General features: G+C 51.8%; 22 protein-coding genes. 12 read left to right on the plus strand and 10 right to left on the minus strand.

Annotated features, from left to right (window positions below; all coding sequences use genetic code 11):
* The first annotated feature begins 36 nt into the window (after window positions 1-36).
* Together BEB54_RS11920 and yfeX are read left to right on the plus strand one after the other, a co-directional pair.
* Entirely contained in the window at window positions 37-612 is a 576-nt protein-coding gene (locus BEB54_RS11920) for an RpoE-regulated lipoprotein (protein ID WP_000838945.1), read from the plus strand.
* A gap of 95 nt (window positions 613-707) precedes the next feature.
* Window positions 708-1,607, plus strand: a complete 900-nt coding sequence (gene yfeX, locus BEB54_RS11925; protein ID WP_001305214.1) for a porphyrinogen peroxidase — start codon at window positions 708-710, stop codon at window positions 1,605-1,607.
* Window positions 1,608-1,664: 57 nt separating this feature from the next.
* Here yfeX and pbp4b read toward each other — a convergent pair whose 3' ends face one another.
* Genes pbp4b through murQ form a run of 3 tightly spaced genes read right to left on the minus strand, consistent with a single transcriptional unit; the run spans window position 1,665 to window position 5,293 of the window.
* Window positions 1,665-2,966: a penicillin binding protein PBP4B gene (pbp4b, locus tag BEB54_RS11930; RefSeq protein ID WP_105277656.1), complete on the minus strand. Its 1,302-nt coding sequence runs from the start codon at window positions 2,964-2,966 to the stop codon at window positions 1,665-1,667.
* A 2-nt stretch (window positions 2,967-2,968) separates the two neighbouring features.
* The gene (murP, locus tag BEB54_RS11935) at window positions 2,969-4,393 is read right to left on the minus strand and encodes a PTS N-acetylmuramic acid transporter subunit IIBC (RefSeq protein WP_001040487.1); all 1,425 of its coding nucleotides are present in this window, start codon (window positions 4,391-4,393) and stop codon (window positions 2,969-2,971) included.
* A 3-nt stretch (window positions 4,394-4,396) separates the two neighbouring features.
* Window positions 4,397-5,293, minus strand: coding sequence for an N-acetylmuramic acid 6-phosphate etherase (gene murQ, locus BEB54_RS11940; protein WP_046081661.1), 897 nt, complete (start codon window positions 5,291-5,293; stop codon window positions 4,397-4,399).
* 163 nt (window positions 5,294-5,456) lie between these two features.
* Here murQ and murR point away from each other — a divergent pair, with 163 nt between their 5' ends.
* The 7 genes from murR to cysM all read left to right on the plus strand — a co-directional run bounded on the left by murR (window position 5,457) and on the right by cysM (window position 12,395).
* Window positions 5,457-6,314, plus strand: a complete 858-nt coding sequence (gene murR / locus BEB54_RS11945) for an HTH-type transcriptional regulator MurR (RefSeq protein ID WP_105277657.1) — start codon at window positions 5,457-5,459, stop codon at window positions 6,312-6,314.
* Window positions 6,315-6,442: 128 nt separating this feature from the next.
* Window positions 6,443-7,234 carry an SDR family oxidoreductase UcpA gene (gene ucpA / locus BEB54_RS11950; RefSeq protein WP_000517442.1) on the plus strand — a complete coding sequence of 264 codons (792 nt, stop codon included), beginning with the start codon at window positions 6,443-6,445 and terminating at the stop codon, window positions 7,232-7,234.
* 303 nt (window positions 7,235-7,537) lie between these two features.
* Entirely contained in the window at window positions 7,538-8,554 is a 1,017-nt protein-coding gene (gene cysP, locus BEB54_RS11960) for a thiosulfate/sulfate ABC transporter substrate-binding protein CysP (RefSeq protein ID WP_000290221.1), read from the plus strand.
* Complete coding sequence (gene cysT / locus BEB54_RS11965; RefSeq protein ID WP_000458406.1) at window positions 8,554-9,387, plus strand: sulfate/thiosulfate ABC transporter permease CysT; 834 nt, start codon at window positions 8,554-8,556, stop codon at window positions 9,385-9,387. The genes cysP and cysT overlap by 1 nt, the downstream gene beginning before the upstream one ends.
* Entirely contained in the window at window positions 9,387-10,262 is an 876-nt protein-coding gene (gene cysW, locus BEB54_RS11970; RefSeq protein WP_000852686.1) for a sulfate/thiosulfate ABC transporter permease CysW, read from the plus strand. Before cysT ends, cysW begins: the two co-directional genes overlap by 1 nt.
* The gene (cysA, locus tag BEB54_RS11975; protein WP_000021028.1) at window positions 10,252-11,349 is read left to right on the plus strand and encodes a sulfate/thiosulfate ABC transporter ATP-binding protein CysA; all 1,098 of its coding nucleotides are present in this window, start codon (window positions 10,252-10,254) and stop codon (window positions 11,347-11,349) included. The genes cysW and cysA overlap by 11 nt, the downstream gene beginning before the upstream one ends.
* 134 nt (window positions 11,350-11,483) lie before the next feature.
* Complete coding sequence (cysM, locus tag BEB54_RS11980) at window positions 11,484-12,395, plus strand: cysteine synthase B (protein ID WP_000105473.1); 912 nt, start codon at window positions 11,484-11,486, stop codon at window positions 12,393-12,395.
* A gap of 204 nt (window positions 12,396-12,599) precedes the next feature.
* On the opposite strand, the gene BEB54_RS11990 is transcribed toward cysM, so the two are convergent.
* Complete coding sequence (locus tag BEB54_RS11990) at window positions 12,600-13,334, minus strand: WGR domain-containing protein (RefSeq protein ID WP_105277658.1); 735 nt, start codon at window positions 13,332-13,334, stop codon at window positions 12,600-12,602.
* Between the two features lie 32 nt (window positions 13,335-13,366).
* On the minus strand, window positions 13,367-13,741 hold the full coding sequence (locus BEB54_RS11995; protein WP_105271487.1) for a YfeK family protein: 375 nt from the start codon (window positions 13,739-13,741) through the stop codon (window positions 13,367-13,369).
* 104 nt (window positions 13,742-13,845) lie between these two features.
* Between BEB54_RS11995 and pdxK the strand changes: the two genes are divergently transcribed.
* Window positions 13,846-14,697, plus strand: coding sequence for a pyridoxine/pyridoxal/pyridoxamine kinase (pdxK, locus tag BEB54_RS12000; protein WP_000096640.1), 852 nt, complete (start codon window positions 13,846-13,848; stop codon window positions 14,695-14,697).
* 42 nt (window positions 14,698-14,739) lie between these two features.
* Here pdxK and crr read toward each other — a convergent pair whose 3' ends face one another.
* The 5 genes from crr to cysZ all read right to left on the minus strand — a co-directional run bounded on the left by crr (window position 14,740) and on the right by cysZ (window position 19,620).
* Window positions 14,740-15,249, minus strand: a complete 510-nt coding sequence (gene crr / locus BEB54_RS12005) for a PTS glucose transporter subunit IIA (protein ID WP_000522247.1) — start codon at window positions 15,247-15,249, stop codon at window positions 14,740-14,742.
* A gap of 40 nt (window positions 15,250-15,289) precedes the next feature.
* Complete coding sequence (gene ptsI / locus BEB54_RS12010; RefSeq protein WP_000623136.1) at window positions 15,290-17,017, minus strand: phosphoenolpyruvate-protein phosphotransferase PtsI; 1,728 nt, start codon at window positions 17,015-17,017, stop codon at window positions 15,290-15,292.
* A gap of 44 nt (window positions 17,018-17,061) precedes the next feature.
* Complete coding sequence (gene ptsH / locus BEB54_RS12015; RefSeq protein ID WP_000487600.1) at window positions 17,062-17,319, minus strand: phosphocarrier protein Hpr; 258 nt, start codon at window positions 17,317-17,319, stop codon at window positions 17,062-17,064.
* A gap of 383 nt (window positions 17,320-17,702) precedes the next feature.
* On the minus strand, window positions 17,703-18,674 hold the full coding sequence (gene cysK / locus BEB54_RS12020; protein WP_105282199.1) for a cysteine synthase A: 972 nt from the start codon (window positions 18,672-18,674) through the stop codon (window positions 17,703-17,705).
* 184 nt (window positions 18,675-18,858) lie between these two features.
* Window positions 18,859-19,620: a sulfate transporter CysZ gene (gene cysZ, locus BEB54_RS12025; protein WP_000254839.1), complete on the minus strand. Its 762-nt coding sequence runs from the start codon at window positions 19,618-19,620 to the stop codon at window positions 18,859-18,861.
* Between the two features lie 229 nt (window positions 19,621-19,849).
* On the opposite strand from cysZ, the gene zipA reads away from it, so the two are divergent.
* Both zipA and ligA read left to right on the plus strand, forming a co-directional pair.
* The gene (gene zipA / locus BEB54_RS12030; RefSeq protein WP_105282200.1) at window positions 19,850-20,848 is read left to right on the plus strand and encodes a cell division protein ZipA; all 999 of its coding nucleotides are present in this window, start codon (window positions 19,850-19,852) and stop codon (window positions 20,846-20,848) included.
* A gap of 70 nt (window positions 20,849-20,918) precedes the next feature.
* A complete protein-coding gene (gene ligA, locus BEB54_RS12035) occupies window positions 20,919-22,934 on the plus strand; it encodes an NAD-dependent DNA ligase LigA (protein WP_105282201.1) in 2,016 nt (671 codons plus the stop codon).

Genomic DNA, 22,934 nt, shown 5'->3' on the forward strand with positions numbered 1-22,934 from the left:
TCCAAGCAACGTTATTGAATAACCAAAGGAAGTGACATGAAATCGCTGCGTTTAATGTTATGCGCTATGCCGTTGATGCTGACCGGCTGTTCAACGATGTCGTCAGTTAACTGGTCTGCCGCTAATCCGTGGAACTGGTTTGGGTCGTCCACCAAAGTGAGCGAGCAGGGCGTGGGTGAATTAACGGCGTCCACACCACTGCAAGAACAAGCTATTGCCGATGCGCTTGATGGTGATTATCGCCTGCGCAGCGGAATGAAAACCGCGAACGGCAACGTGGTGCGCTTTTTTGAAGTGATGAAAGGCGACAACGTGGCGATGGTAATTAACGGCGATCAGGGCACGATCAGCCGCATTGATGTGCTGGATAGCGATATTCCTGCTGACACCGGTGTTAAAATCGGTACACCGTTTAGCGACCTTTACAGCAAAGCATTTGGCAATTGCCAAAAAGCTGATGGTGATGATAATCGTGCCGTCGAATGTAAAGCCGAAGGCAGTCAACATATTAGCTACCAGTTCAGCGGGGAATGGAGTGGTCCGGAAGGGTTAATGCCTTCGGACGATACCCTGAAAAACTGGAAAGTCAGTAAAATTATCTGGCGGCGTTAATTTGCGTCTGAACAAACCGCCGCCGCAAAAAAACACGTAAAATAGCGCCCAACAATGCCACGGATTGCGTGGCATTCTTATTTTCAGGAGGAACAATGTCTCAGGTTCAGAGTGGCATTTTGCCAGAACATTGCCGCGCGGCGATTTGGATCGAAGCCAACGTTAAAGGGGAAGTTGACGCCCTGCGTGCGGCCAGTAAAACATTTGCCGACAAACTGGCAACTTTTGAAGCGAAATTCCCGGACGCGCATCTTGGTGCGGTAGTTGCCTTTGGTAACAACACCTGGCGTACTCTGAGCGGCGGCGTTGGGGCCGAAGAGCTGAAAGATTTTCCGGGCTACGGTAAAGGCCTTGCGCCGACGACCCAGTTCGATGTGTTGATCCACATTCTTTCTCTGCGTCATGACGTAAACTTCTCTGTCGCTCAGGCGGCAATGGAAGCCTTTGGTGACTGCATTGAAGTGAAAGAAGAGATCCACGGCTTTCGTTGGGTTGAAGAGCGTGATCTGAGCGGCTTTGTTGACGGTACAGAAAACCCGGCGGGTGAAGAGACGCGTCGCGAAGTGGCGGTTATCAAAGACGGCGTGGATGCAGGCGGCAGCTATGTATTTGTGCAGCGTTGGGAGCACAACCTGAAGCAACTCAACCGGATGAGCGTTCACGATCAGGAGATGATGATCGGGCGTACCAAAGAGGCTAACGAAGAGATTGACGGCGATGAGCGTCCGGAAACTTCTCACCTGACCCGTGTTGATCTGAAAGAAGATGGCAAAGGACTGAAGATTGTTCGCCAGAGCCTGCCATACGGCACTGCCAGCGGCACGCACGGTCTGTATTTCTGTGCCTACTGCGCGCGTTTACATAACATTGAGCAGCAACTGCTGAGTATGTTTGGCGATACCGATGGTAAGCGTGATGCGATGTTGCGTTTCACCAAACCAGTCACTGGCGGCTATTATTTCGCGCCGTCACTGGACAAACTGATGGCACTGTAAGCGCTTCTGATTCGATGATGAAAGGCCAGCCAGTATCACAACTGACTGGCCTTTTTATTACTGCTTTAACGCCGCATACACCTGATCAACCACCCAACCATAAGTTGCAATCGGTAGCTGACCGCTTTCGAACATATTGGGATTTTTTTGTGGATCGGCAACTGGTGAATGTGGCTTGTTGCTTAACATCACAATCGCCATATGATTCACCGGATCGATAACGGTCACCGTCCCGGTCCAGCCAGTGTGACCGTAGGTTTGCGGGCTTGCCAACGTGCCAAACGTCGGCGTCATGGTGGCATTACCATTCAGGCGCCAGCCGAGGCCAAAAGTGGCGTCTTCCTTTGAGCTGGTGGTGAACATCTTCACCGTTTCCGCACTGAACAGCGTCACATCGCCATAGCCGCCGCCGTTCAGCATTGTTTGCATTAACACCGCAATATCGCCGGTATTGGAAAACAAACCTGCATGCCCGGAAACGCCGCCCATCGAATAAAAGGCTTTTTCATCGTGCACCTGGCCCCAGAGAGTGGAGGTGCGGATATTCGGGAAGTGAATCACGCCATCGCGGGTATTGCCGTTCAGTTCCGTGGCGGCAATTTGCTGTGGTTTAAAGCCTTTCAGCAGCGGATTAAACACCGTATGCGTCAGGCCGAGCGGGCGATAAATCGACTCTTCAACATAGCGGTCAAGCGGCTGACCAGTAACTGACTCGACGATAAATCCAAGCAGCATATAATCGACATCGCTGTAGATATGTTTGCTGCCGGGCTGATATTCCAGCGGCGTGCGCTTGATCATTTCCAGCGTCTGGCCTTTATCCTGGGAATATAACGCGCCCGCGACCGCTTTATTCGGATATTGCGGATCTGCCGGGAAACCGCCGCTGTGATGCAGCAGATCAGAAATCCGCAGCGTGTTTTTGCCTTTGATGGTGTCATTTGGACTGTCGGCAAATCCCGGAATATATTTCGCAATCAGATCGTCAGGATGTAGTTTGCCTTCGCTCATTAGCTTTTGTAGGGCGAAGTTAGTGGCGTACATTTTTGTGTTTGAGGCCAGGTCATACAGCGTCTCGGTGGTTGCTTTTACTGGCTGCTTCATTAACACGCTGCCATCGTACTTTTTCGCCGCGCACCAGGCTTTGCGATACACAATCTGATTATCTTTTATAATCAGCAGGTTTACGCCGGGATAACCATCATCAACTTGCTGGCTTATCCAGCGATCCATCTGATTAAGCCGTTCGACGTTAAACCCTGCTTTCTCTGGCGAACTTTCTGTCAGAACAGGGTATTCTGCGGCGCTGACGCTACAGCTGACAGCCAGCAGAGAAAAATAGAGCATTGTCCGTTTCATAATCAGTCCAGATTGACGTTACGGCAGCCAAAGAGTGTGGTGAAAATAAACCCACAAACCCATGCCACCAGAATCCCGCCAGCGTAAACCGCCATTGCCGGAAGGATGCCTTGCGCGGATGTCATCAGCGGCAGCGCCACTAGGCCAGACGGCCCAAAGGCGCTGTTTAAGCCCATCGGCAGGCCCCACCAGGCTATCAGGCCGATAAACAAACCGCCCGCCGCGCCGCCTAAACAGGCGGTAACAAATGGTTTCATGCGGGGTAGGGTGACGCCGTAAATTAACGGTTCGCCAACGCCCAGCAGACCGGGAATAATTGCCCCGCGGACCTGACTGCGTAATGCACTATGCGGTTGCGCCCGCCAGTAGAGTGCCAGCGCCGCGCCCACCTGGCCCGCGCCTGCCATTGAAAGGATGGGGAACAGGCTGTTGAATCCCTGGCTGTCCATTAACGCCAGGTAAACAGGAATAAAGCCTTGATGCACGCCAAACACCACGGCGATCAGGAATAGCCCTGCTAAAACTGCACAACCGAGCGGATTACTGTTCAGGTGCATAAACAGCCACGACATGCCTTCGAATAACCAGCCACCCAGCGGCATAATGATCAAATACGCCAGTGTGGCGGTGATCAGCAGAGTGATTAACGAGGTCAACAGCATGTCGAGATCGTCTGGCATAAAGCGGCGCACCATGCCTTCGATGCGGGCGCAGGCCCAGGCGGCAATCAACACGCCGATAATATTGCCACGCGGATCGATGGGCAGACCGAAGAAATCGTGAAAACCGGCGTAGTAACCGGTGGTGGCAGCAGGGTTATAACCGAGCAAAAAGAGCGCGGCGATGATTGCGCCATTGACGCCCGTGCCGCCAAATGCCTGGGCAGCGTTATAGCCCACCAGAATCACCAGGAAAGTGAACAAACCTTTGCTGAACACCTTCATAAAATTCAGCGCATCGGGTAGCGTTCCCTGAGCATCTGCCGGAACGTGCATCACGGTGGCAATTAACGTCGCTATCCCCAGCAACAGACCCGCAGCAATAAAACCGGGGATCAGCGGCGTGAAGATAGTGGCGAATTTGGCAAGAAACTGTTGCACGCCGGAGGTCTGTTTGGCTTTTAACTGGCGTTTATTCTGAGCGGCGATTTCTGCGGCATCCTGTACCGGGGCTTCGCCCAGCAGTTCGCTCATCGCTTTGGCGGCACGATGCGCTTTACCTGGTCCAAAAACGACCTGTACCTGATCGCTGGTCAAAATGACGCCCTTCACGCCTTCCAGCGTTTTGATATTGGGATCAACCAGTGAACTGTCATGTACACCCAGACGCAGGCGCGTCATACAGTTACCACAACTGGCGATATTCCCCGGTCCGCCGACACGGGTAAGGATGGTGTTCAGAAGTTCACTGCTGATCTCTTTGGCCATGGGTTATTCCTTGTCTAAAACCTGACGAATAAAGCCGCCGTGTTGATCCAGGCGTTTTTTTGCTTCTGCGGCATCGAGATTTTTCAGCACCATCACAATGGCCGTTTTACAGTTGCGCTCGCAAGCAATTAACGCCGCTTCCGCTTGTTCGGCGTTACATCCGGTGGCGTTTTTAACGATATTGACCTGGCGCACATGCAATTTTTCGTTGGTGGCGACCACATCGACCATCAGGTTGCCGAACACTTTGCCGGATTTAATCATCAGCCCGGTAGAGAGCATATTGAGCACCAGTTTCTGCGCTGTGCCTGCTTTCATTCGCGAAGAACCGGTAACCACTTCGGCACCAACCACCGGAGTAATAGCAAACTCAGCGGTGGTTGAAACGGCGCTCCCCGGATTACAGGAAATGCCCACTGTGCGGCAACCGAGTTGGCGTGCGTATTCCAGCCCGGCAATCACATACGGTGTGCGACCGCTGGCAGCAATACCAACCACCACATCCTGTGCGGTTAAGCCGATATTTTTTAGATCGTTAACGCCACCTTCCCGGCTATCTTCTGCGCCTTCCACCGCGTGCTGAATGGCATATTCACCGCCAGCAATCAAACCAACCACCAGGCCCGGTTTGACGCCGTAGGTCGGCGGACATTCGCTGGCATCAAGAATACCCAGACGACCGGAAGTCCCCGCACCGATGTAAATCAGTCGACCGCCGCCGCTTACCTGGGCGTGGATAACATCGATCGCTGCGGCGATATCCGGCAGTACACGCTCAACGGCAAGTGGTACGGTTTTATCTTCATTGTTGATAATCCGGCACATTTCCAGCGTTGATACGCGGTCAATTTCAGCCGAAGCGGCATTCGAGCCTTCGGTAATCATCTTTTCAAGTTGCATCGGTGGTGACCTTACTATTTACGATCAAATAATTGCAGATGGATGGAATCATATATCCCGAATTGACAGACTTAAAGGAATCATTGAGTCTACACTCGCAGAGTGTGAAGAGCGTCATAAGAACTTAAGCGGAATTTTTGCTGCCAGCCCAGGAGAGTGGAAGATGTTGTACCTGACGAAAATACGCAATGCAGAAAGTGAATTTACCGAGAACGAGCAAAAAATAGCTGACTTTCTGCAGGCTAAAGTGAGTGAGCTGAAATCCGTCTCTTCGCGCAAGATGGCGAAACAGCTCGGCATCAGCCAGTCGAGTATTGTGAAGTTTGCCCAGAAGCTCGGCGCGCAAGGATTTACTGAATTGCGTATGGCGTTAATTGGCGAATACAGTGCCAGCCGGGAGAAAACGAATGCCACGGCGCTGCACTTGCACAGTTCGATTACCAGTGATGATTCGCTGGAAGTGATTGCCCGCAAACTGAATCGCGAAAAAGAGCTGGCACTGGAGCAAACCTGCGCCTTACTCGATTACGCGCGGCTGCAAAAAATCATTGAGGTCATCAGTAAAGCGCCGTTTATCCAGATAACAGGCCTGGGCGGGTCGTCGCTGGTGGGGCGCGATCTTTCATTCAAACTGATGAAAATTGGTTATCGCGTGGCCTGTGAAGCCGACACGCACGTACAAGCTACCGTTTCCCAGGCGTTGAAAAAAGGTGATGTACAAATCGCTATCTCTTACAGCGGCAGTAAAAAAGAGATTTTGCTATGCGCCGAGGCAGCGCGAAAGCAGGGGGCAACGGTGATTGCCATTACTTCACTGACTGACTCTCCGCTGCGGCGGTTGGCACATTTCACCCTCGATACCGTTTCTGGTGAAACCGAATGGCGTAGCTCGTCGATGTCCACCCGCACGGCGCAAAATTCGGTTACCGATTTACTGTTTGTTGGGCTGGTACAACTTAATGATGTCGAGTCATTGAAAATGATTGAGCGCAGCAGTGAGCTAACACAACGCCTGAAATGATGCATAAAGCAGCGACTGGATTGAGATTTTCCTGAATTAGTGAGCTGATCCGCAGCAATATTTTGTTTATCCTGTATTTTCAGAGGGAATGGAGTGTAACGCTCTGTATTAACAAGGAGAGCATTAAAATGGGTAAACTCACGGGCAAGACAGCACTGATTACGGGCGCATTGCAGGGAATTGGCGAAGGAATTGCCAGAACTTTTGCGCGTCATGGCGCAAACCTAATCTTGCTGGATATCTCCCCTGAGATCGAAAAGCTGGCGGACGAACTGTGTGGTCGTGGTCATCGCTGTACGGCGGTTGTCGCCGATGTGCGTGACCCGGCATCGGTAGCCGCAGCTATCAAGCGCGCAAAGGAAAAAGAAGGGCGCATTGATATCCTGGTGAATAACGCAGGCGTTTGTCGTCTGGGCAGTTTCCTCGATATGAGCGATGAAGATCGCGATTTCCATATTGATATCAATATAAAAGGCGTATGGAACGTCACAAAGGCGGTGCTGCCGGAGATGATTGCCCGCAAAGATGGTCGCATTGTGATGATGTCTTCGGTCACTGGCGATATGGTGGCCGATCCGGGCGAAACGGCGTATGCCTTAACGAAAGCGGCGATTGTTGGCCTGACTAAATCGCTGGCGGTGGAGTACGCGCAGTCTGGTATTCGCGTTAACGCCATCTGCCCAGGATATGTTCGCACGCCAATGGCGGAAAGCATCGCGCGTCAGTCGAACCCGGAGGATCCGGAATCGGTGCTGACTGAAATGGCGAAAGCAATCCCGTTGCGTCGCCTCGCCGATCCGCTGGAAGTTGGCGAACTGGCGGCCTTCCTCGCATCCGATGAATCCAGCTATTTAACCGGTACACAGAATGTGATTGATGGCGGCAGCACACTGCCGGAGACGGTTAGCGTCGGCATCTGATTCACCTCTGTTTCCTCCCTGCATGTGTGGGGAGGATTTCGTCTTGAACTAAGTTCACCAGGCTATTTTATTTGTCATTTTGGCCCCGGGCAGTGCTCGAAATCCTCACGTACTATGTGTACGCTCCGGTTTCTCCGCGCTGTTCGTGTCCAAACTGACTGCAACAATTACGCCTGTTGAACCAAGTTCTTATTCCCTTTTCAACTTCCAAATCACCAAACGGTATATAAAACCGTTACTCCTTTCACGTCCGTTATAAATATGATGACTAATAGAAAGTCATTTAATTAATAAGGGTGCGCAATGGCCGTTAACTTACTGAAAAAGAACTCACTCGCGCTGGTCGCTTCTCTGCTGCTGGCGGGCCATGTACAGGCAACGGAACTGCTGAACAGTTCTTATGACGTCTCCCGCGAGCTGTTTGCTGCCCTGAATCCGCCGTTTGAGCAACAATGGGCCAAAGACAACGGCGGCGATAAACTGACGATAAAACAATCTCATGCCGGGTCATCAAAACAGGCGCTGGCGATTTTGCAGGGCTTAAAAGCGGACGTTGTCACTTATAACCAGGTGACCGACGTGCAGATCCTGCATGATAAAGGCAAGCTGATCCCGGCTGACTGGCAGTCGCGCCTGCCGAATAACAGCTCGCCGTTTTACTCCACCATGGGCTTCCTGGTGCGTAAGGGCAACCCGAAGAATATCCACGACTGGAACGATCTGGTGCGCTCCGACGTGAAGCTGATTTTCCCGAACCCAAAAACCTCCGGTAACGCGCGTTACACCTATCTAGCCGCGTGGGGCGCAGCGGATAAAGCCGACGGAGGCGACAAAGCCAAAACCGAACAGTTTATGACTCAGTTCCTGAAAAACGTGGAAGTGTTCGATACCGGCGGTCGTGGCGCGACCACTACTTTTGCCGAGCGCGGGCTGGGCGATGTGCTGATTAGCTTCGAATCGGAAGTGAACAACATCCGCAAGCAGTATGAAGCGCAGGGCTTTGAAGTGGTGATTCCGAAAACCAACATTCTGGCGGAATTCCCGGTGGCGTGGGTCGATAAAAACGTGCAGGCCAACGGCACGGAAAAAGCGGCAAAAGCTTACCTGAACTGGCTCTACAGCCCACAGGCGCAAACGATCATTACCGATTATTACTACCGCGTGAATAACCCGGAAGTCATGGACAAACTGAAAGACAAATTCCCGCAGACCGAGCTGTTTCGCGTGGAAGATAAATTTGGCTCCTGGCCGGAAGTGATGAAAACCCACTTCAACAGCGGCGGCGAGTTAGACAAGCTGTTAGCGGCGGGGCGTAACTAATGTTTGCAGTTTCTTCCAGACGCGTGCTGCCGGGCTTTACCTTAAGCCTCGGCACCAGTCTGCTGTTTGTGTGCCTGATTTTGCTGCTGCCGCTCTCCGCACTGGTGATGCAACTGGCTCAGATGAGCTGGGCGCAGTATTGGGAGGTGATCACCAACCCGCAGGTGGTCGCGGCCTATAAAGTGACGCTGCTGTCGGCGTTTGTGGCATCGATTTTTAACGGCGTTTTCGGCCTGCTGATGGCGTGGATTTTAACCCGCTACCGCTTTCCGGGCCGCACGCTGCTTGATGCGCTGATGGATTTACCGTTTGCGCTACCAACGGCGGTAGCAGGTTTAACGCTGGCCTCGCTCTTTTCCGTGAACGGTTTTTACGGCGAGTGGCTGGCGAAGTTTGATATCAAAGTCACCTATACGTGGCTTGGTATCGCGGTGGCGATGGCCTTTACCAGTATTCCGTTTGTGGTGCGTACCGTGCAGCCGGTGCTGGAGGAGTTAGGCCCGGAATATGAAGAAGCCGCAGAAACGCTCGGCGCAACGCGCTGGCAGAGTTTCTGCAAAGTGGTGCTGCCGGAACTTTCTCCGGCGCTGGTGGCGGGCGTGGCGCTGTCGTTTACCCGTAGTCTCGGTGAGTTTGGTGCGGTGATTTTTATCGCCGGGAACATCGCCTGGAAGACGGAAGTGACGTCGCTGATGATTTTTGTTCGCTTACAGGAGTTTGATTACCCGGCGGCGAGCGCAATTGCTTCGGTGATCCTCGCGGCGTCACTGCTGCTGCTGTTCTCAATTAACACTCTGCAAAGTCGCTTTGGTCGGCGTGTGGTAGGTCATTAATGGCGGAAGTGACACAGTTGAAGCGTTATGACGCGCGCCCGATTAACTGGGGCAAATGGTTCCTGATTGGCATCGGGATGCTGGTTTCGGCGTTCATCCTGCTGGTGCCGATGATTTACATCTTCGTGCAGGCATTCAGCAAAGGGCTGATGCCAGTTTTACAGAATCTGGCCGATCCGGACATGCTACATGCCATCTGGCTAACGGTGATGATTGCGCTGATTGCCGTCCCGGTAAACCTGGTGTTCGGGATTCTGCTGGCGTGGCTGGTGACGCGCTTTAACTTCCCCGGACGCCAGTTATTGCTGACGCTGCTGGATATTCCGTTTGCCGTGTCCCCGGTGGTTGCCGGTCTGGTCTATCTGCTGTTCTACGGCTCTAATGGCCCGCTCGGCGGCTGGCTGGATGAACATAATCTGCAAATTATGTTCTCCTGGCCGGGAATGGTGCTGGTCACCATCTTCGTGACCTGTCCGTTTGTGGTGCGCGAGCTGGTGCCAGTGATGTTAAGTCAGGGCAGCCAGGAAGACGAAGCGGCGATTTTGCTTGGCGCGTCTGGCTGGCAGATGTTCCGGCGCGTCACGCTGCCGAACATCCGCTGGGCGCTGCTTTATGGCGTGGTGCTGACCAACGCCCGCGCGATTGGCGAGTTTGGTGCGGTGTCGGTGGTTTCCGGCTCGATTCGCGGCGAAACACTTTCGCTGCCGTTACAGATTGAATTGCTGGAGCAGGACTACAACACCGTCGGCTCCTTTACCGCCGCGGCGCTGTTGACGCTGATGGCGATTATCACCCTGTTTTTAAAGAGTATGTTGCAGTGGCGCCTGGAGAATCAGGAAAAACGCGCGCAACAGGAGGAACATCATGAGCATTGAGATTGCCAATATTAAGAAGTCGTTTGGTCGCACCCAGGTGCTGAACGATATCTCACTGGATATTCCTTCTGGTCAGATGGTCGCGTTGCTGGGGCCGTCCGGTTCCGGGAAAACCACGCTGCTGCGGATTATTGCCGGGCTGGAGCATCAAACCAGCGGGCATATTCGTTTCCACGGCACCGACGTCAGCCGCCTGCATGCACGCGATCGCAAAGTCGGTTTCGTGTTTCAGCATTACGCGCTGTTCCGCCATATGACGGTGTTCGACAATATTGCCTTCGGCCTGACGGTGCTGCCGCGTCGCGAGCGCCCGAATGCCGCGGCGATCAAAGCGAAAGTGACAAAATTGCTGGAAATGGTGCAGCTTGCCCATCTGGCGGATCGTTATCCGGCCCAGCTTTCCGGCGGCCAGAAACAGCGTGTGGCGCTGGCGCGGGCGCTGGCTGTGGAACCGCAGATTCTGCTGCTTGATGAACCGTTTGGCGCGCTGGATGCGCAGGTGCGTAAAGAGCTGCGTCGTTGGCTGCGTCAGTTGCATGAAGAGCTGAAATTCACCAGCGTGTTCGTTACCCACGACCAGGAAGAGGCGATGGAAGTCGCCAACCGCGTGGTGGTGATGAGCCAGGGCAATATCGAACAGGCTGATGAACCCGATCAGGTCTGGCGCGAACCGGCGACCCGTTTTGTGCTGGAGTTTATGGGCGAAGTGAACCGCTTGCAGGGAACGATTCGCGGTGGGCAGTTCCACGTTGGTGCGCACCGCTGGCCGCTGGGATATACCCCTGCGTACCAGGGGCCGGTGGATCTCTTCCTGCGCCCGTGGGAAGTGGATATCAGCCGCCGCACCAGCCTCGATTCTCCGCTGCCGGTACAGGTGCTGGAAGCCAGCCCGAAAGGTCACTACACCCAATTAGTCGTGCAGCCGCTGGGGTGGTATGAAGATCCGCTCACCGTGGTAATGCGTGGCGATGATGCGCCAGTGCGCGGCGATCGTTTGTTCGTCGGGCTGCAACATGCGCGGCTGTATAACGGCGACGAGCGTATTGAAACCCGCGATGAGGAACTTGCTCTCGCACAAAGCGCCTGATAGGTTGAGTGAATGTTAAACGCCCGGAGGCGCTTCCCGCGATCCGGGCTTTTTAATGGCAAGGTTTTGTAACCTGTAGGCCTGATAAGACGCGTAAATGTCGCATCAGGCAACACCACGTATGGACAGAGATCGTGAGTACATTAGAACAAACAATAGGCAATACGCCTCTGGTGAAATTACAACGAATGGGGCCGGATAACGGCAGTGAAGTGTGGTTAAAGCTGGAAGGCAATAATCCGGCCGGTTCGGTGAAAGATCGTGCGGCGCTTTCGATGATCGTCGAGGCGGAAAAGCGCGGGGAAATTAAACCGGGTGATGTGTTAATCGAAGCCACCAGTGGTAACACCGGGATTGCGCTGGCAATGATCGCTGCGCTGAAAGGGTATCGCATGAAATTGCTGATGCCCGATAACATGAGCCAGGAGCGTCGCGCGGCGATGCGTGCCTACGGTGCGGAGCTGATTCTGGTCACTAAAGAGCAGGGCATGGAAGGTGCGCGCGATCTGGCGCTGGAGATGGCGAATCGTGGCGAAGGCAAGCTGCTCGATCAGTTTAATAATCCCGATAATCCTTATGCGCATTACACCACCACCGGGCCGGAAATCTGGCAGCAAACCGGCGGTCGCATTACCCATTTTGTCTCCAGCATGGGGACGACCGGTACGATTACCGGCGTGTCGCGCTTTATGCGCGAGCAATCCAAACCGGTGACCATTGTTGGTCTGCAGCCGGAAGAGGGCAGCAGCATTCCCGGCATTCGTCGCTGGCCTGAGGAATATCTGCCAGGCATCTTCAACGCTTCGCTGGTGGATGAGGTGCTGGATATTCATCAGCGCGATGCGGAAAACACCATGCGCGAACTGGCAGTGCGGGAAGGGATTTTCTGCGGTGTCAGTTCTGGCGGCGCGGTTGCCGGAGCACTGCGGGTGGCAAAAGCCAACCCCGGCGCTGTAGTGGTGGCGATCATCTGCGATCGCGGCGATCGCTACCTTTCTACCGGGGTGTTTGGGGAAGAGCACTTTAGTCAGGGGGCGGGCATTTAAGGATTAATAGCATTGGAGGCTGATGACAAACGCAAAACTGCCTGATGCGCTACGCTTATCAGGCCTACAAGGTTCCTGTAATATATTGAATTAGCAATATTTTGTAGGCCGAATAAGGCATTTACGCTGCATCTGGCATAAACAAAGTGCACTTTGTCAATAATCTGCTTTGTCGGCAGTTGTTGCTGCCGACAAATGCAGTTTTTAATTTTCGTGTGGAAACGTAGTAAGGTCATCAATCATTTTTTGAAGTATTGGTGAGTCCTGACCATCACCCCATTGAAGAATTTTTGCGGTAAGCTGATGACGGGCTAGTGCATTGAGTCCCATCTTTTTAAGTTTATGGGAGATTTTACCCATGACTTTAATCTGACCGAATGCAGTTGCGTAGGTAATCATATTGCTCTGGATAGTGCTCATTTCATCGGCTAGTAATTGCGCACGAATATCCTCTTCAAGAATACTTTCCATAGCGATATATTTCATACCCCAGATAGTTTCAATTAACATTTGAGGGAAATCAGCACAATCTAGATCCGGCTCTTTACGCAGGCTATTTTCAAGAACGTTTAGAGCATCAGCACCTTCATCGCTGCCAAAAGGAGATTCTTCATCCCAGCAACACACATAAAGTGGATCAGTAAAATGGCACTGGAAGTTTGGGTGTGACGTTTTAACATGTAACCCAATTTCTTCATCATCAAAATAGTAGCGATCCATGTAGTTAAAGTTTGGATCTTCTTGATAGCCTTTCTTCATTTTTGCGGCAATCAATTTACTGGCTTCTTTCAGACACTGTTCTTCATTATCGAACTCTTTTGTCTGGAATTTACCAATACTACCTACCTTGCCATAGTTGATAGCTAAACTATCCCCTTCGTCATCTATCCACCAAAATTTATTCGATTTTTCATCGTTATAAATAAAGCATTTTTTCATGTTACCTCCTGTAAATGCCTTGCCAAAGCGGATTAATTCCCTTCCGCAGGCACCGTTTTATCCGTCTGCGCAATTAACGCATGTAAAAAAGGTTGCGCGTTTTCATCGCTCTTACCGGGCATCTTCACGATATACGGCTTCCCGCTAATCGATGATGACGAAGCAACCTTATCAATAAATTGCTCAGCAGTATCAATGCGATTACGGGTATTGCCCAGCTTCAGACGCAAATGGGAAACCGCTTCATCGCAGGTATGTTCATCGCCGTTGCGCACAAATATCAAATCCTTTTTCTGTGCTAATCCCTCCAGCATGGCGTTGATGCGGGCTTCTTCGTGGGCGGTTAACTTCGCGTAAGCGGGGAGTGTCATTAGCAGCGTAATGACCAGACAAATGATTTTCTTCATTGAATTACCTTATCCTTGTTTTGTGATAGCCGATTTGACTGCCAGAATCAGGTAAAGTTTCGGTTGGAATACGATGAGGATCATCGGCAAGGAGAAAAAATTAAATGAGTAGTTTGTTGTTGTTTAACGATAAGAGCAGGGCATTGCAGGCGGATATCGTCGCCGTGCAGTCGCAGGTAGTGTACGGCAGCGTAGGCAACAGCATTGCCGTGCCTGCTATCAAACAGAACGGCCTGAATGTCTTTGCCGTGCCGACGGTATTGCTGAGCAATACGCCGCATTATGACACTTTCTACGGTGGTGCGATTCCGGACGAATGGTTTAGCGGTTATTTGCGTGCGCTTCAGGAGCGTGATGCGCTGCGCCAGCTGCGCGCTGTCACCACGGGCTATATGGGAACGGCATCGCAAATCAAAATCCTTGCCGAGTGGCTGACTGCGCTACGCAAAGACCATCCTGACTTATTGATTATGGTCGATCCGGTGATTGGCGATATTGATAGCGGAATTTATGTCAAACCTGACCTTCCTGAGGCATACCGACAATATTTACTGCCTCTGGCGCAGGGTATTACGCCTAATATCTTTGAGCTGGAAATCCTGACCGGTAAAGATTGCCGCGATCTCGACAGTGCCATTGCTGCCGCAAAAAGTCTGCTTTCAGACACATTAAAATGGGTGGTGATTACCAGCGCCTCCGGCAATGAAGAAAATCAGGAGATGCAGGTGGTGGTGGTCAGTGCCGACAGCGTGAATGTCATTTCCCATTCCCGGGTTAAAACTGACCTGAAAGGGACTGGCGACCTGTTTTGTGCTCAGCTTATCAGTGGTTTGCTGAAAGGGAAGGCGTTAACCGATGCGGTGCACCGCGCGGGGTTGCGCGTACTGGAAGTGATGCGCTATACCCAGCAGCATGAGAGCGATGAATTGATTTTGCCGCCTCTGGCTGAAGCATAAAAAAATGGCGCCGATGGGCGCCATTTTTCACTGCGGCAAGAATTATTTCTTGATGCGAATAACCGGAGTTTCACCCACAGTCACGCTACCGGACAGTTTGATCAGTTCTTTGATTTCGTCCATGTTGGAGATAACAACCGGAGTCAGGGTAGACTTGGCTTTCTCTTCCAGCAGCGGGAGATCGAATTCAATCACAGTATCGCCAACTTTCACGCGCTGACCTTCTTCAGCAATACGCTTGAAGCCTTCGCCTTTCAGTTCAACGGTGTCGATACCGAAGTGGACGAACAGTTCAACGCCGCTATCAGATTCGATAGAGAACGCGTGGTTGGTCTCAAAGATTTTACCAATGGTGCCGTCTACAGGCGCGACCATTTTGTTTCCAGTTGGTTTGATAGCAATGCCATCACCAACGATTTTTTCCGCAAAAACGACATCCGGCACGTCTTCGATATTGACGATCTCGCCAGAGAGCGGAGCAATGATCTCAATAGTTCCGGTATCCTTCTTGTCGTCGGAAACCAGAGATTTCAGTTTATCGAACAAACCCATGATCTTCTCCTAAGCAGTAAATTGGGCCGCATCTCGTGGATTAGCAGATTGTTTTTTCTTCAATGAACTTGTTAACCAGCGTCATTAACTCGTCCGTTGTCGGTTGAGCAAGAGCCTGCTCTGCTAACACCTTCGCATCTTCGAAGTTCGTGTTACGGATAATCTTCTTAATGCGCGGGATAGAAATGGCGCTCATAGAGAATTCGTCCAGACCCATCCCCAGCAACAGAAGTGTAGCACGTTCATCGCCAGCAAGCTCACCACACATGCCAGTCCATTTGCCTTCAGCATGAGAAGCATCAATAACTTGCTTGATCAAGTTCAGCACGGACGGTGACATTGGCTGGTAAAGGTGTGAAATCATATCATTACCACGGTCAACTGCCAGAGTGTACTGCGTTAAATCATTGGTGCCGATACTAAAGAAATCAACTTCTTTGGCTAAATGACGTGCAATTGTTGCGGCAGCCGGTGTTTCCACCATTACGCCGATTTCAATTGACTCGTCAAACGCTTTACCTTCGTCGCGCAGTTCCTGTTTGTAGATTTCGATCTCTTTGCGCAGTGCACGCACTTCTTCAACAGAGATGATCATCGGGAACATGATGCGCAATTTACCGAAAGCAGAGGCACGCAGGATAGCGCGGAGCTGATCGCGCAGGATCTCTTTACGATCCATCGCGATACGGATAGCGCGCCAGCCGAGGAACGGGTTCTCTTCTTTCGGGAAGTTCATGTATGGCAGCTCTTTGTCGCCGCCGATGTCCATGGTACGAACGATAACCGCCTGAGAGCCACACGCTTCAGCCACTGCTTTGTAAGCAGCAAACTGTTCTTCTTCAGTGGGCAGCGCGTCGCGGTCCATGAACAGGAACTCAGTACGATAAAGACCAACGCCTTCAGCGCCGTTACGCTCAGCACCTTCAACGTCACGAACCGTACCGATGTTAGCGCACACTTCTACCTGGTGACCGTCCAGCGTAATAGCTGGCAGATCTTTCAGTTTAGCAAGCTCTGCTTTTTCAGAAGCCACTTGCTCCTGAACAGCGCGCATTTTATCAATAACTTCGTTGGTTGGATTGACGTAAACCTGATTATTTACGGCATCCAGAATCAGATAGTCGTCATTTTTCACCTGAGAGGTGACGCTACCGGTACCCACGATAGCAGGCAGTTCCAGAGAACGCGCCATGATAGAGGTGTGGGAAGTACGGCCACCCGCGTCGGTGATGAAACCCAGCACCTTCTTCAGGTTCAGCTGTGCGGTTTCGGACGGCGTCAGGTCAGCGGCAACCAGAATGACTTCATCCTGAATGGCGCTCAGGTCGATAATCTTCAGGCCCAGGATGTTGCGCAGCAGGCGCTTACCGATATCACGTACGTCAGCCGCACGCTCTTTCAGGTATTCATCATCCAGCTCTTCCAGGGCAGAAGCCTGACCTTCGATAACTTCATGAGCAGCTGCGTCAGCTGTCATGTGCTTATCTTTAATCAGGGCTATGATTTCCTGCTCCAGCTCCTCATCTTCGAGCAGCATAATATGCCCTTCAAAGATGGCTTCTTTTTCTTCACCGAACGTTTCACCAGCTTTCGTTTTGATCGTTTCCAGCTGGGCTGATGCCTTGGCACGACCGCTCAGAAAACGTTCAACTTCCTGATCAACCTGGTCGGCAGAAATTTTTTTCCGGTCAATGACAATTTCGTCTTCTTTCAGAAGCAGAGCTTTACCGAAAGCGATACCCGGGGATGCTAAAATGCCTGAAATCATAACCCTACCTTACTTGTGACTGATTTTTAAAAGAACCCGGGAAATTACTCGAGTTCCGCCATCAGTTTAACCAGATGTTCAACCGCTTTCTGTTCGTCTTCGCCTTCTGCGGAGATAGTCACAACGGTACCTTGAGTCAGGCCCAGAGTCTGCAGTTTAAACAGGCTTTTCGCGCTGGCGCTTTTGCCGTTGGAAGTCACAGTAATTTCAGAAGTGAAGCCCTTAGCTTCTTTTACAAACTGGGCAGCAGGGCGGGTGTGCAGACCGTTCGGAGCGGTAATGGTAACTTCTTGCTGGAACATTGTATTTCCCCAACTTATAGGTTTAGTGTTGTGGAACTAAAGTCTAGCCTGGCGGTTCGACTTTAGCCTGTATTGTTAGCGCCAGTTTTTAACAGACGCGACGCACGAAGAGCGCAATACAGTCCTTTGCTGGCGGGTGTTGACCGCTGACGTTTCGTACGTCATTAAACATTATGCCGCTAAAGGAAGAATTGAACCAAATCATAAAATCGATTCAGCTATGGCTTTTCCTGTAACGATTAATTTCGCGCATCAAAATAATTAGTCTGGTTAAATACCAGTTCCGACAGGCTGAATCAATGCCAGGAGGGGCGAAAGTTTGAAGCAGGCCACAAAAAAGCACCTGAAAAGGTGCTTTTTTACGCATTTTTAACAAGCTGGCATTACTGTTGCAATTCTTTCTCAGTGAAGAGATCGGCAAACAATGCGGTGCTTAAATAACGCTCACCCGATGACGGTAGAATAACCACAATATTCTTGTTGGTAAAGCTTTCATCTTCTTGTAGTTTCAACGCTGCAGCAACAGCCGCTCCAGAAGAGATACCTGCAAGAATACCTTCCTCTTCCATCAGACGACGCGCGGTAGAAATAGCTTCTTCATTGGTGATGCCAATGACTTTATCGACCAGTTTGAGATCAAGGTTAGCCGGGATAAAACCAGCGCCAATCCCCTGAATTTTATGCGGGCCAGGTTTAATCTCTTCACCTGCCAGCGCCTGGGCGATAACCGGAGAATCGGTTGGCTCCACGGCGACAGAGATGAGATCAGTCTTGCCTTTGGTGCCTTTAATGTAGCGGCTGACGCCGGTCAGCGTACCGCCAGTCCCAACACCAGCAATAAATACATCAACCTGACCGTCGGTATCTTCCCAGATCTCCGGACCGGTGGTTTTTTCGTGAATTTCAGGGTTTGCCGGATTGCTGAATTGTTGCAGCAGTAGGTATTTCTCTGGATTCCTGGCGACAATTTCTTCTGCTTTTTGGATTGCGCCTTTCATGCCTTTAGCACCTTCGGTCAGCACCAGGTTTGCACCTAACGCTTTCAGCAGCTTGCGGCGTTCAATACTCATGGTTTCTGGCATGGTCAGGGTGAGTTTGTAACCGCGAGCGGCAGCCACATAGGCCAGTGCAATCCCGGTATTACCGCTGGTTGGTTCAACCAGTTCAACGCCTGGTTTCAGCACGCCGCGCTTTTCGGCATCCCAAATCATGTTGGCACCGATACGGCACTTAACGCTGAAGCTGGGGTTACGGGATTCCACCTTCGCCAGAATGCGTCCGTTACCGATGCGATTCAGGCGAACCAGCGGCGTGTGACCGATAGTCAGCGAGTTATCTTCAAAAATCTTACTCATGGCCTGTCCTTAACTGTATGAAATTGGGATACAACAGGTAGCATACCCGCTCAGAGAATATGCGGAAGTAAGGATTTAGCATATCTATATGCAGAAGGGAAATAATGACATGCAGGATGGAATAAGGGGTGGCATAAGCCACCCCTGTTTCACACAAACGGTTTACAAAATAACCGGTAGATTGTTACCGCCACATCGCGTGTTTATCGCGATAGCAATCGACCCACATCGCCGTCGCGCCACAAACGGCAACGGGCATAATGAACAGATTAAGCAGCGGGATCATCGTAAACAGGCTGGTTAAAGCACCAAACTGCATATTGGTGATTTTGCGTGTGCGCAGGGCGGTGCGCATCTCTTTAAACGGCACTTTGTGGTTATCGAAGGGGTAATCGCAATACTGGATGGCTAACATCCAGGCGCTAAACAGGAACCACAGTACCGGTGCGACGGTTTGCCCAATGCCAGGGATGAAGTAAAGAATTAGCAATACAATTGCGCGCGGCAGATACCAGGCAAATTTTTGCCATTCGCGTTTCATGATTCGCGGCACATCTTTCATGATACCGAAAATTCCGGTATCTGGCGGTGTAGCGCCAGTCAGTCTTGCTTCCAGTTGTTCAGCCAATAAACCGTTGAACGGAGCAGCAATCCAGTTAGCAATCGTTGAGAAGAAATAGCCAAACACTAACAGCACAGAGATGACAGCCAGGGGCCACAACAGATAGCTCAGCCATTGTAACCAGTCCGGAACATAACTCATGAGAGTCGGGATCCAGACATCGAGTTGCGTAAAGAGCCACCAGAATGCGCCCCCCATCAACAAAATATTGACCAACAGCGGTAAAATAACAAAACGCCGAATCCCAGGTTGCGAGACGAGCTTCCAGCCTTGCGCAAAATAGTAAAAACCGCTGCGTGGGGCAGATGTGAATGATGAAACCATAATCAGGATGAGCTCCTTTTGACCAATCCCAGGAAAATTCTGCGTATTTTACCGGGTAATTGCGCAATGGACAGTTAGGATATGTTCGAAAAAACAGCAAAAAGCACGATTTCATCTATCTTTGTGCTGTGAAAGTTAATAGTGCACTTGCACTTGAGGTAATCGGCAAATACTCTTAGTGAGTAAATGTTTGCCGTGGTGGCAAGGTGTTAGAACAACAGAGAATATAATGATGCAGGATTTGCGTCTGATATTAATCATTGTTGGCGCGATCGCCATAATCGCTTTACTGGTACATGGTTTCTGGACCAGCCGTAAAGAACGATCTTCTATGTTCCGCGATCGGCCATTAAAACGAATGAAGTCAAAACGTGACGACGATTCTTATGACGAGGATGTCGAAGAAGATGAGGGCGTTGGTGAGGTTCGTGTTCACCGCGTGAATCATGCCCCGGCTAACGCCCAGGAGCATGAGGCTGCTCGTCCGTCGCCGCAACACCAGTACCAACCGCCTTATGCGTCTGCGCAGCCGCGTCAACCGGTCCAGCAGCCGCCTGAAGCGCAGGTACCGCCGCAACATGCTCCGCGTCCAACGCAGCCGGTGCAGCAACCCGTGCAGCAGCCTGCCTATCAGCCTCAGCCTGAACAGCCGTTGCAGCAGCCAGTTGCGCCACAGGTCGCGTCAGCGCCGCAGCCAGTGCATTCAGCGCCGCAACCGGCACAACAGGCTTTCCAGCCTGCAGAACCTGTAGCGGCACCACAGCCTGAGCCTGTAGCGGAACCGGCTCCAGTTATGGATAAACCGAAGCGCAAAGAAGCGGTGATTATCATGAACGTCGCGGCGCATCACGGTAGCGAGTTAAACGGTGAACTGCTTCTTAACAGCATTCAACAAGCGGGCTTCATTTTTGGCGATATGAACATTTACCATCGTCATCTTAGCCCGGATGGCAGCGGCCCGGCGTTATTCAGCCTGGCGAATATGGTGAAACCGGGAACCTTCGATCCTGAAATGAAGGATTTCACTACTCCGGGTGTCACTATCTTTATGCAGGTACCGTCTTACGGTGACGAGCTGCAGAACTTTAAGCTGATGCTGCAATCTGCGCAGCATATTGCCGATGAAGTGGGCGGTGTAGTGCTTGACGATCAGCGCCGTATGATGACTCCGCAGAAATTGCGCGAGTACCAGGACATCATCCGCGAAGTCAAAGACGCCAACGCCTGATACACTTAAGGCAAATTAACTCCTCTTCGAACCCCCGCTTGTCGGGGGTTTTTAGCATTGATGGTGCGATATGGAATCAATCGAACAACAACTGACAGAACTGCGAACGACGCTTCGCCATCATGAATATCTTTATCATGTGATGGATGCGCCGGAAATTCCCGACGCTGAATACGACAGGCTGATGCGCGAACTGCGCGAGCTGGAAGCCAAACATCCAGAGCTGATTACACCTGATTCACCTACCCAACGTGTAGGTGCTGCGCCGCTGGCGGCTTTCAGCCAGATCCGCCATGAAGTGCCCATGTTGTCGCTGGATAACGTCTTTGATGAAGAAAGCTTTCTTGCTTTCAACAAACGCGTACAGGATCGTCTGAAAAGCAACGAAAAAGTGACCTGGTGCTGTGAGCTGAAACTGGATGGTCTTGCCGTCAGCATTCTGTATGAAAATGGCGTTTTAGTCAGTGCAGCGACCCGTGGCGATGGCACTACCGGCGAAGACATTACATCAAACGTGCGTACTATTCGCGCCATTCCGCTGAAGCTACACGGTGAGAATATCCCGGCGCGTCTGGAAGTGCGTGGTGAAGTGTTCCTGCCGCAGGCGGGGTTCGAAAAGATTAACGAAGATGCGCGACGCACGGGCGGGAAAGTGTTTGCTAACCCGCGTAATGCGGCTGCAGGTTCACTGCGTCAGCTTGATCCGCGTATTACAGCGAAGCGACCGCTCACTTTTTTCTGCTATGGCGTCGGTGTTCTGGAAGGTGGCGAGCTACCGGATACTCATCTTGGCCGTTTACTGCAATTTAAAAAGTGGGGATTACCGGTCAGCGATCGGGTAACGCTTTGTGAATCGGCGGAAGAAGTGCTGGCGTTCTACCACAAAGTGGAAGAAGACCGCCCGACGCTGGGCTTTGATATCGACGGCGTGGTAATTAAGGTCAACTCACTGGCACAGCAGGAACAGCTTGGCTTTGTTGCGCGTGCCCCGCGCTGGGCGGTAGCGTTTAAATTCCCGGCGCAGGAACAGATGACCTTTGTGCGTGACGTCGAGTTTCAGGTTGGGCGTACTGGCGCGATTACGCCTGTTGCGCGTCTTGAACCAGTCCATGTTGCTGGTGTGCTGGTGAGTAACGCCACACTGCATAATGCTGACGAAATCGAACGTCTTGGTTTACGCATTGGCGATAAAGTGGTGATTCGCCGCGCTGGCGACGTGATCCCGCAGGTGGTTAACGTCGTGCTTTCTGAACGCCCGGAAGATACCCGTGAGGTTGTATTCCCGACGCATTGTCCGGTATGTGGTTCTGACGTCGAGCGTGTGGAAGGTGAAGCGGTTGCCCGCTGTACCGGTGGCCTGATTTGCGGTGCTCAGCGTAAAGAGTCGCTGAAACACTTTGTTTCCCGCCGTGCGATGGACGTTGACGGTATGGGCGACAAAATCATCGATCAACTGGTTGAAAAAGAATATGTCCATACCCCGGCGGATCTGTTCAAACTCACCGCAGGCAAACTGACCGGACTGGAGCGCATGGGGCCGAAATCGGCACAAAATGTGGTTAACGCGCTGGAAAAAGCGAAAGAAACCACCTTTGCCCGCTTCCTCTATGCACTTGGCATCCGTGAAGTCGGCGAGGCCACCGCAGCAGGTCTGGCGGCATATTTCGGCACGCTGGAAGCGCTGGAAGCCGCTTCGATTGAAGAGCTGCAAAAGGTGCCTGATGTTGGCATTGTCGTTGCCTCCCACGTTCACAACTTCTTTGCCGAAGAAAGCAACCGCAATGTCATCAGCGAGCTGTTGGCGGAAGGCGTTCACTGGCCTGCGCCGGTGGTGATTAACGCGGAAGAGATTGACAGCCCGTTTGCTGGTAAAACCGTGGTGCTTACGGGCAGCTTAAGCCAGATGTCGCGTGATGACGCTAAAGCTCGACTGGTCGAACTGGGCGCGAAAGTCGCGGGCAGTGTGTCGAAGAAAACTGATCTGGTGATTGCCGGAGAAGCGGCTGGTTCTAAACTGGCGAAAGCGCAAGAACTGGGCATTGAAGTGATCGATGAAGCGGAAATGCTGCGTTTGCTGGGAAGCTGA

It is taken from the genome of Escherichia sp. MOD1-EC6021, from assembly GCF_002965245.1.
Classification (GTDB): domain Bacteria; phylum Pseudomonadota; class Gammaproteobacteria; order Enterobacterales; family Enterobacteriaceae; genus Escherichia; species Escherichia coli_F.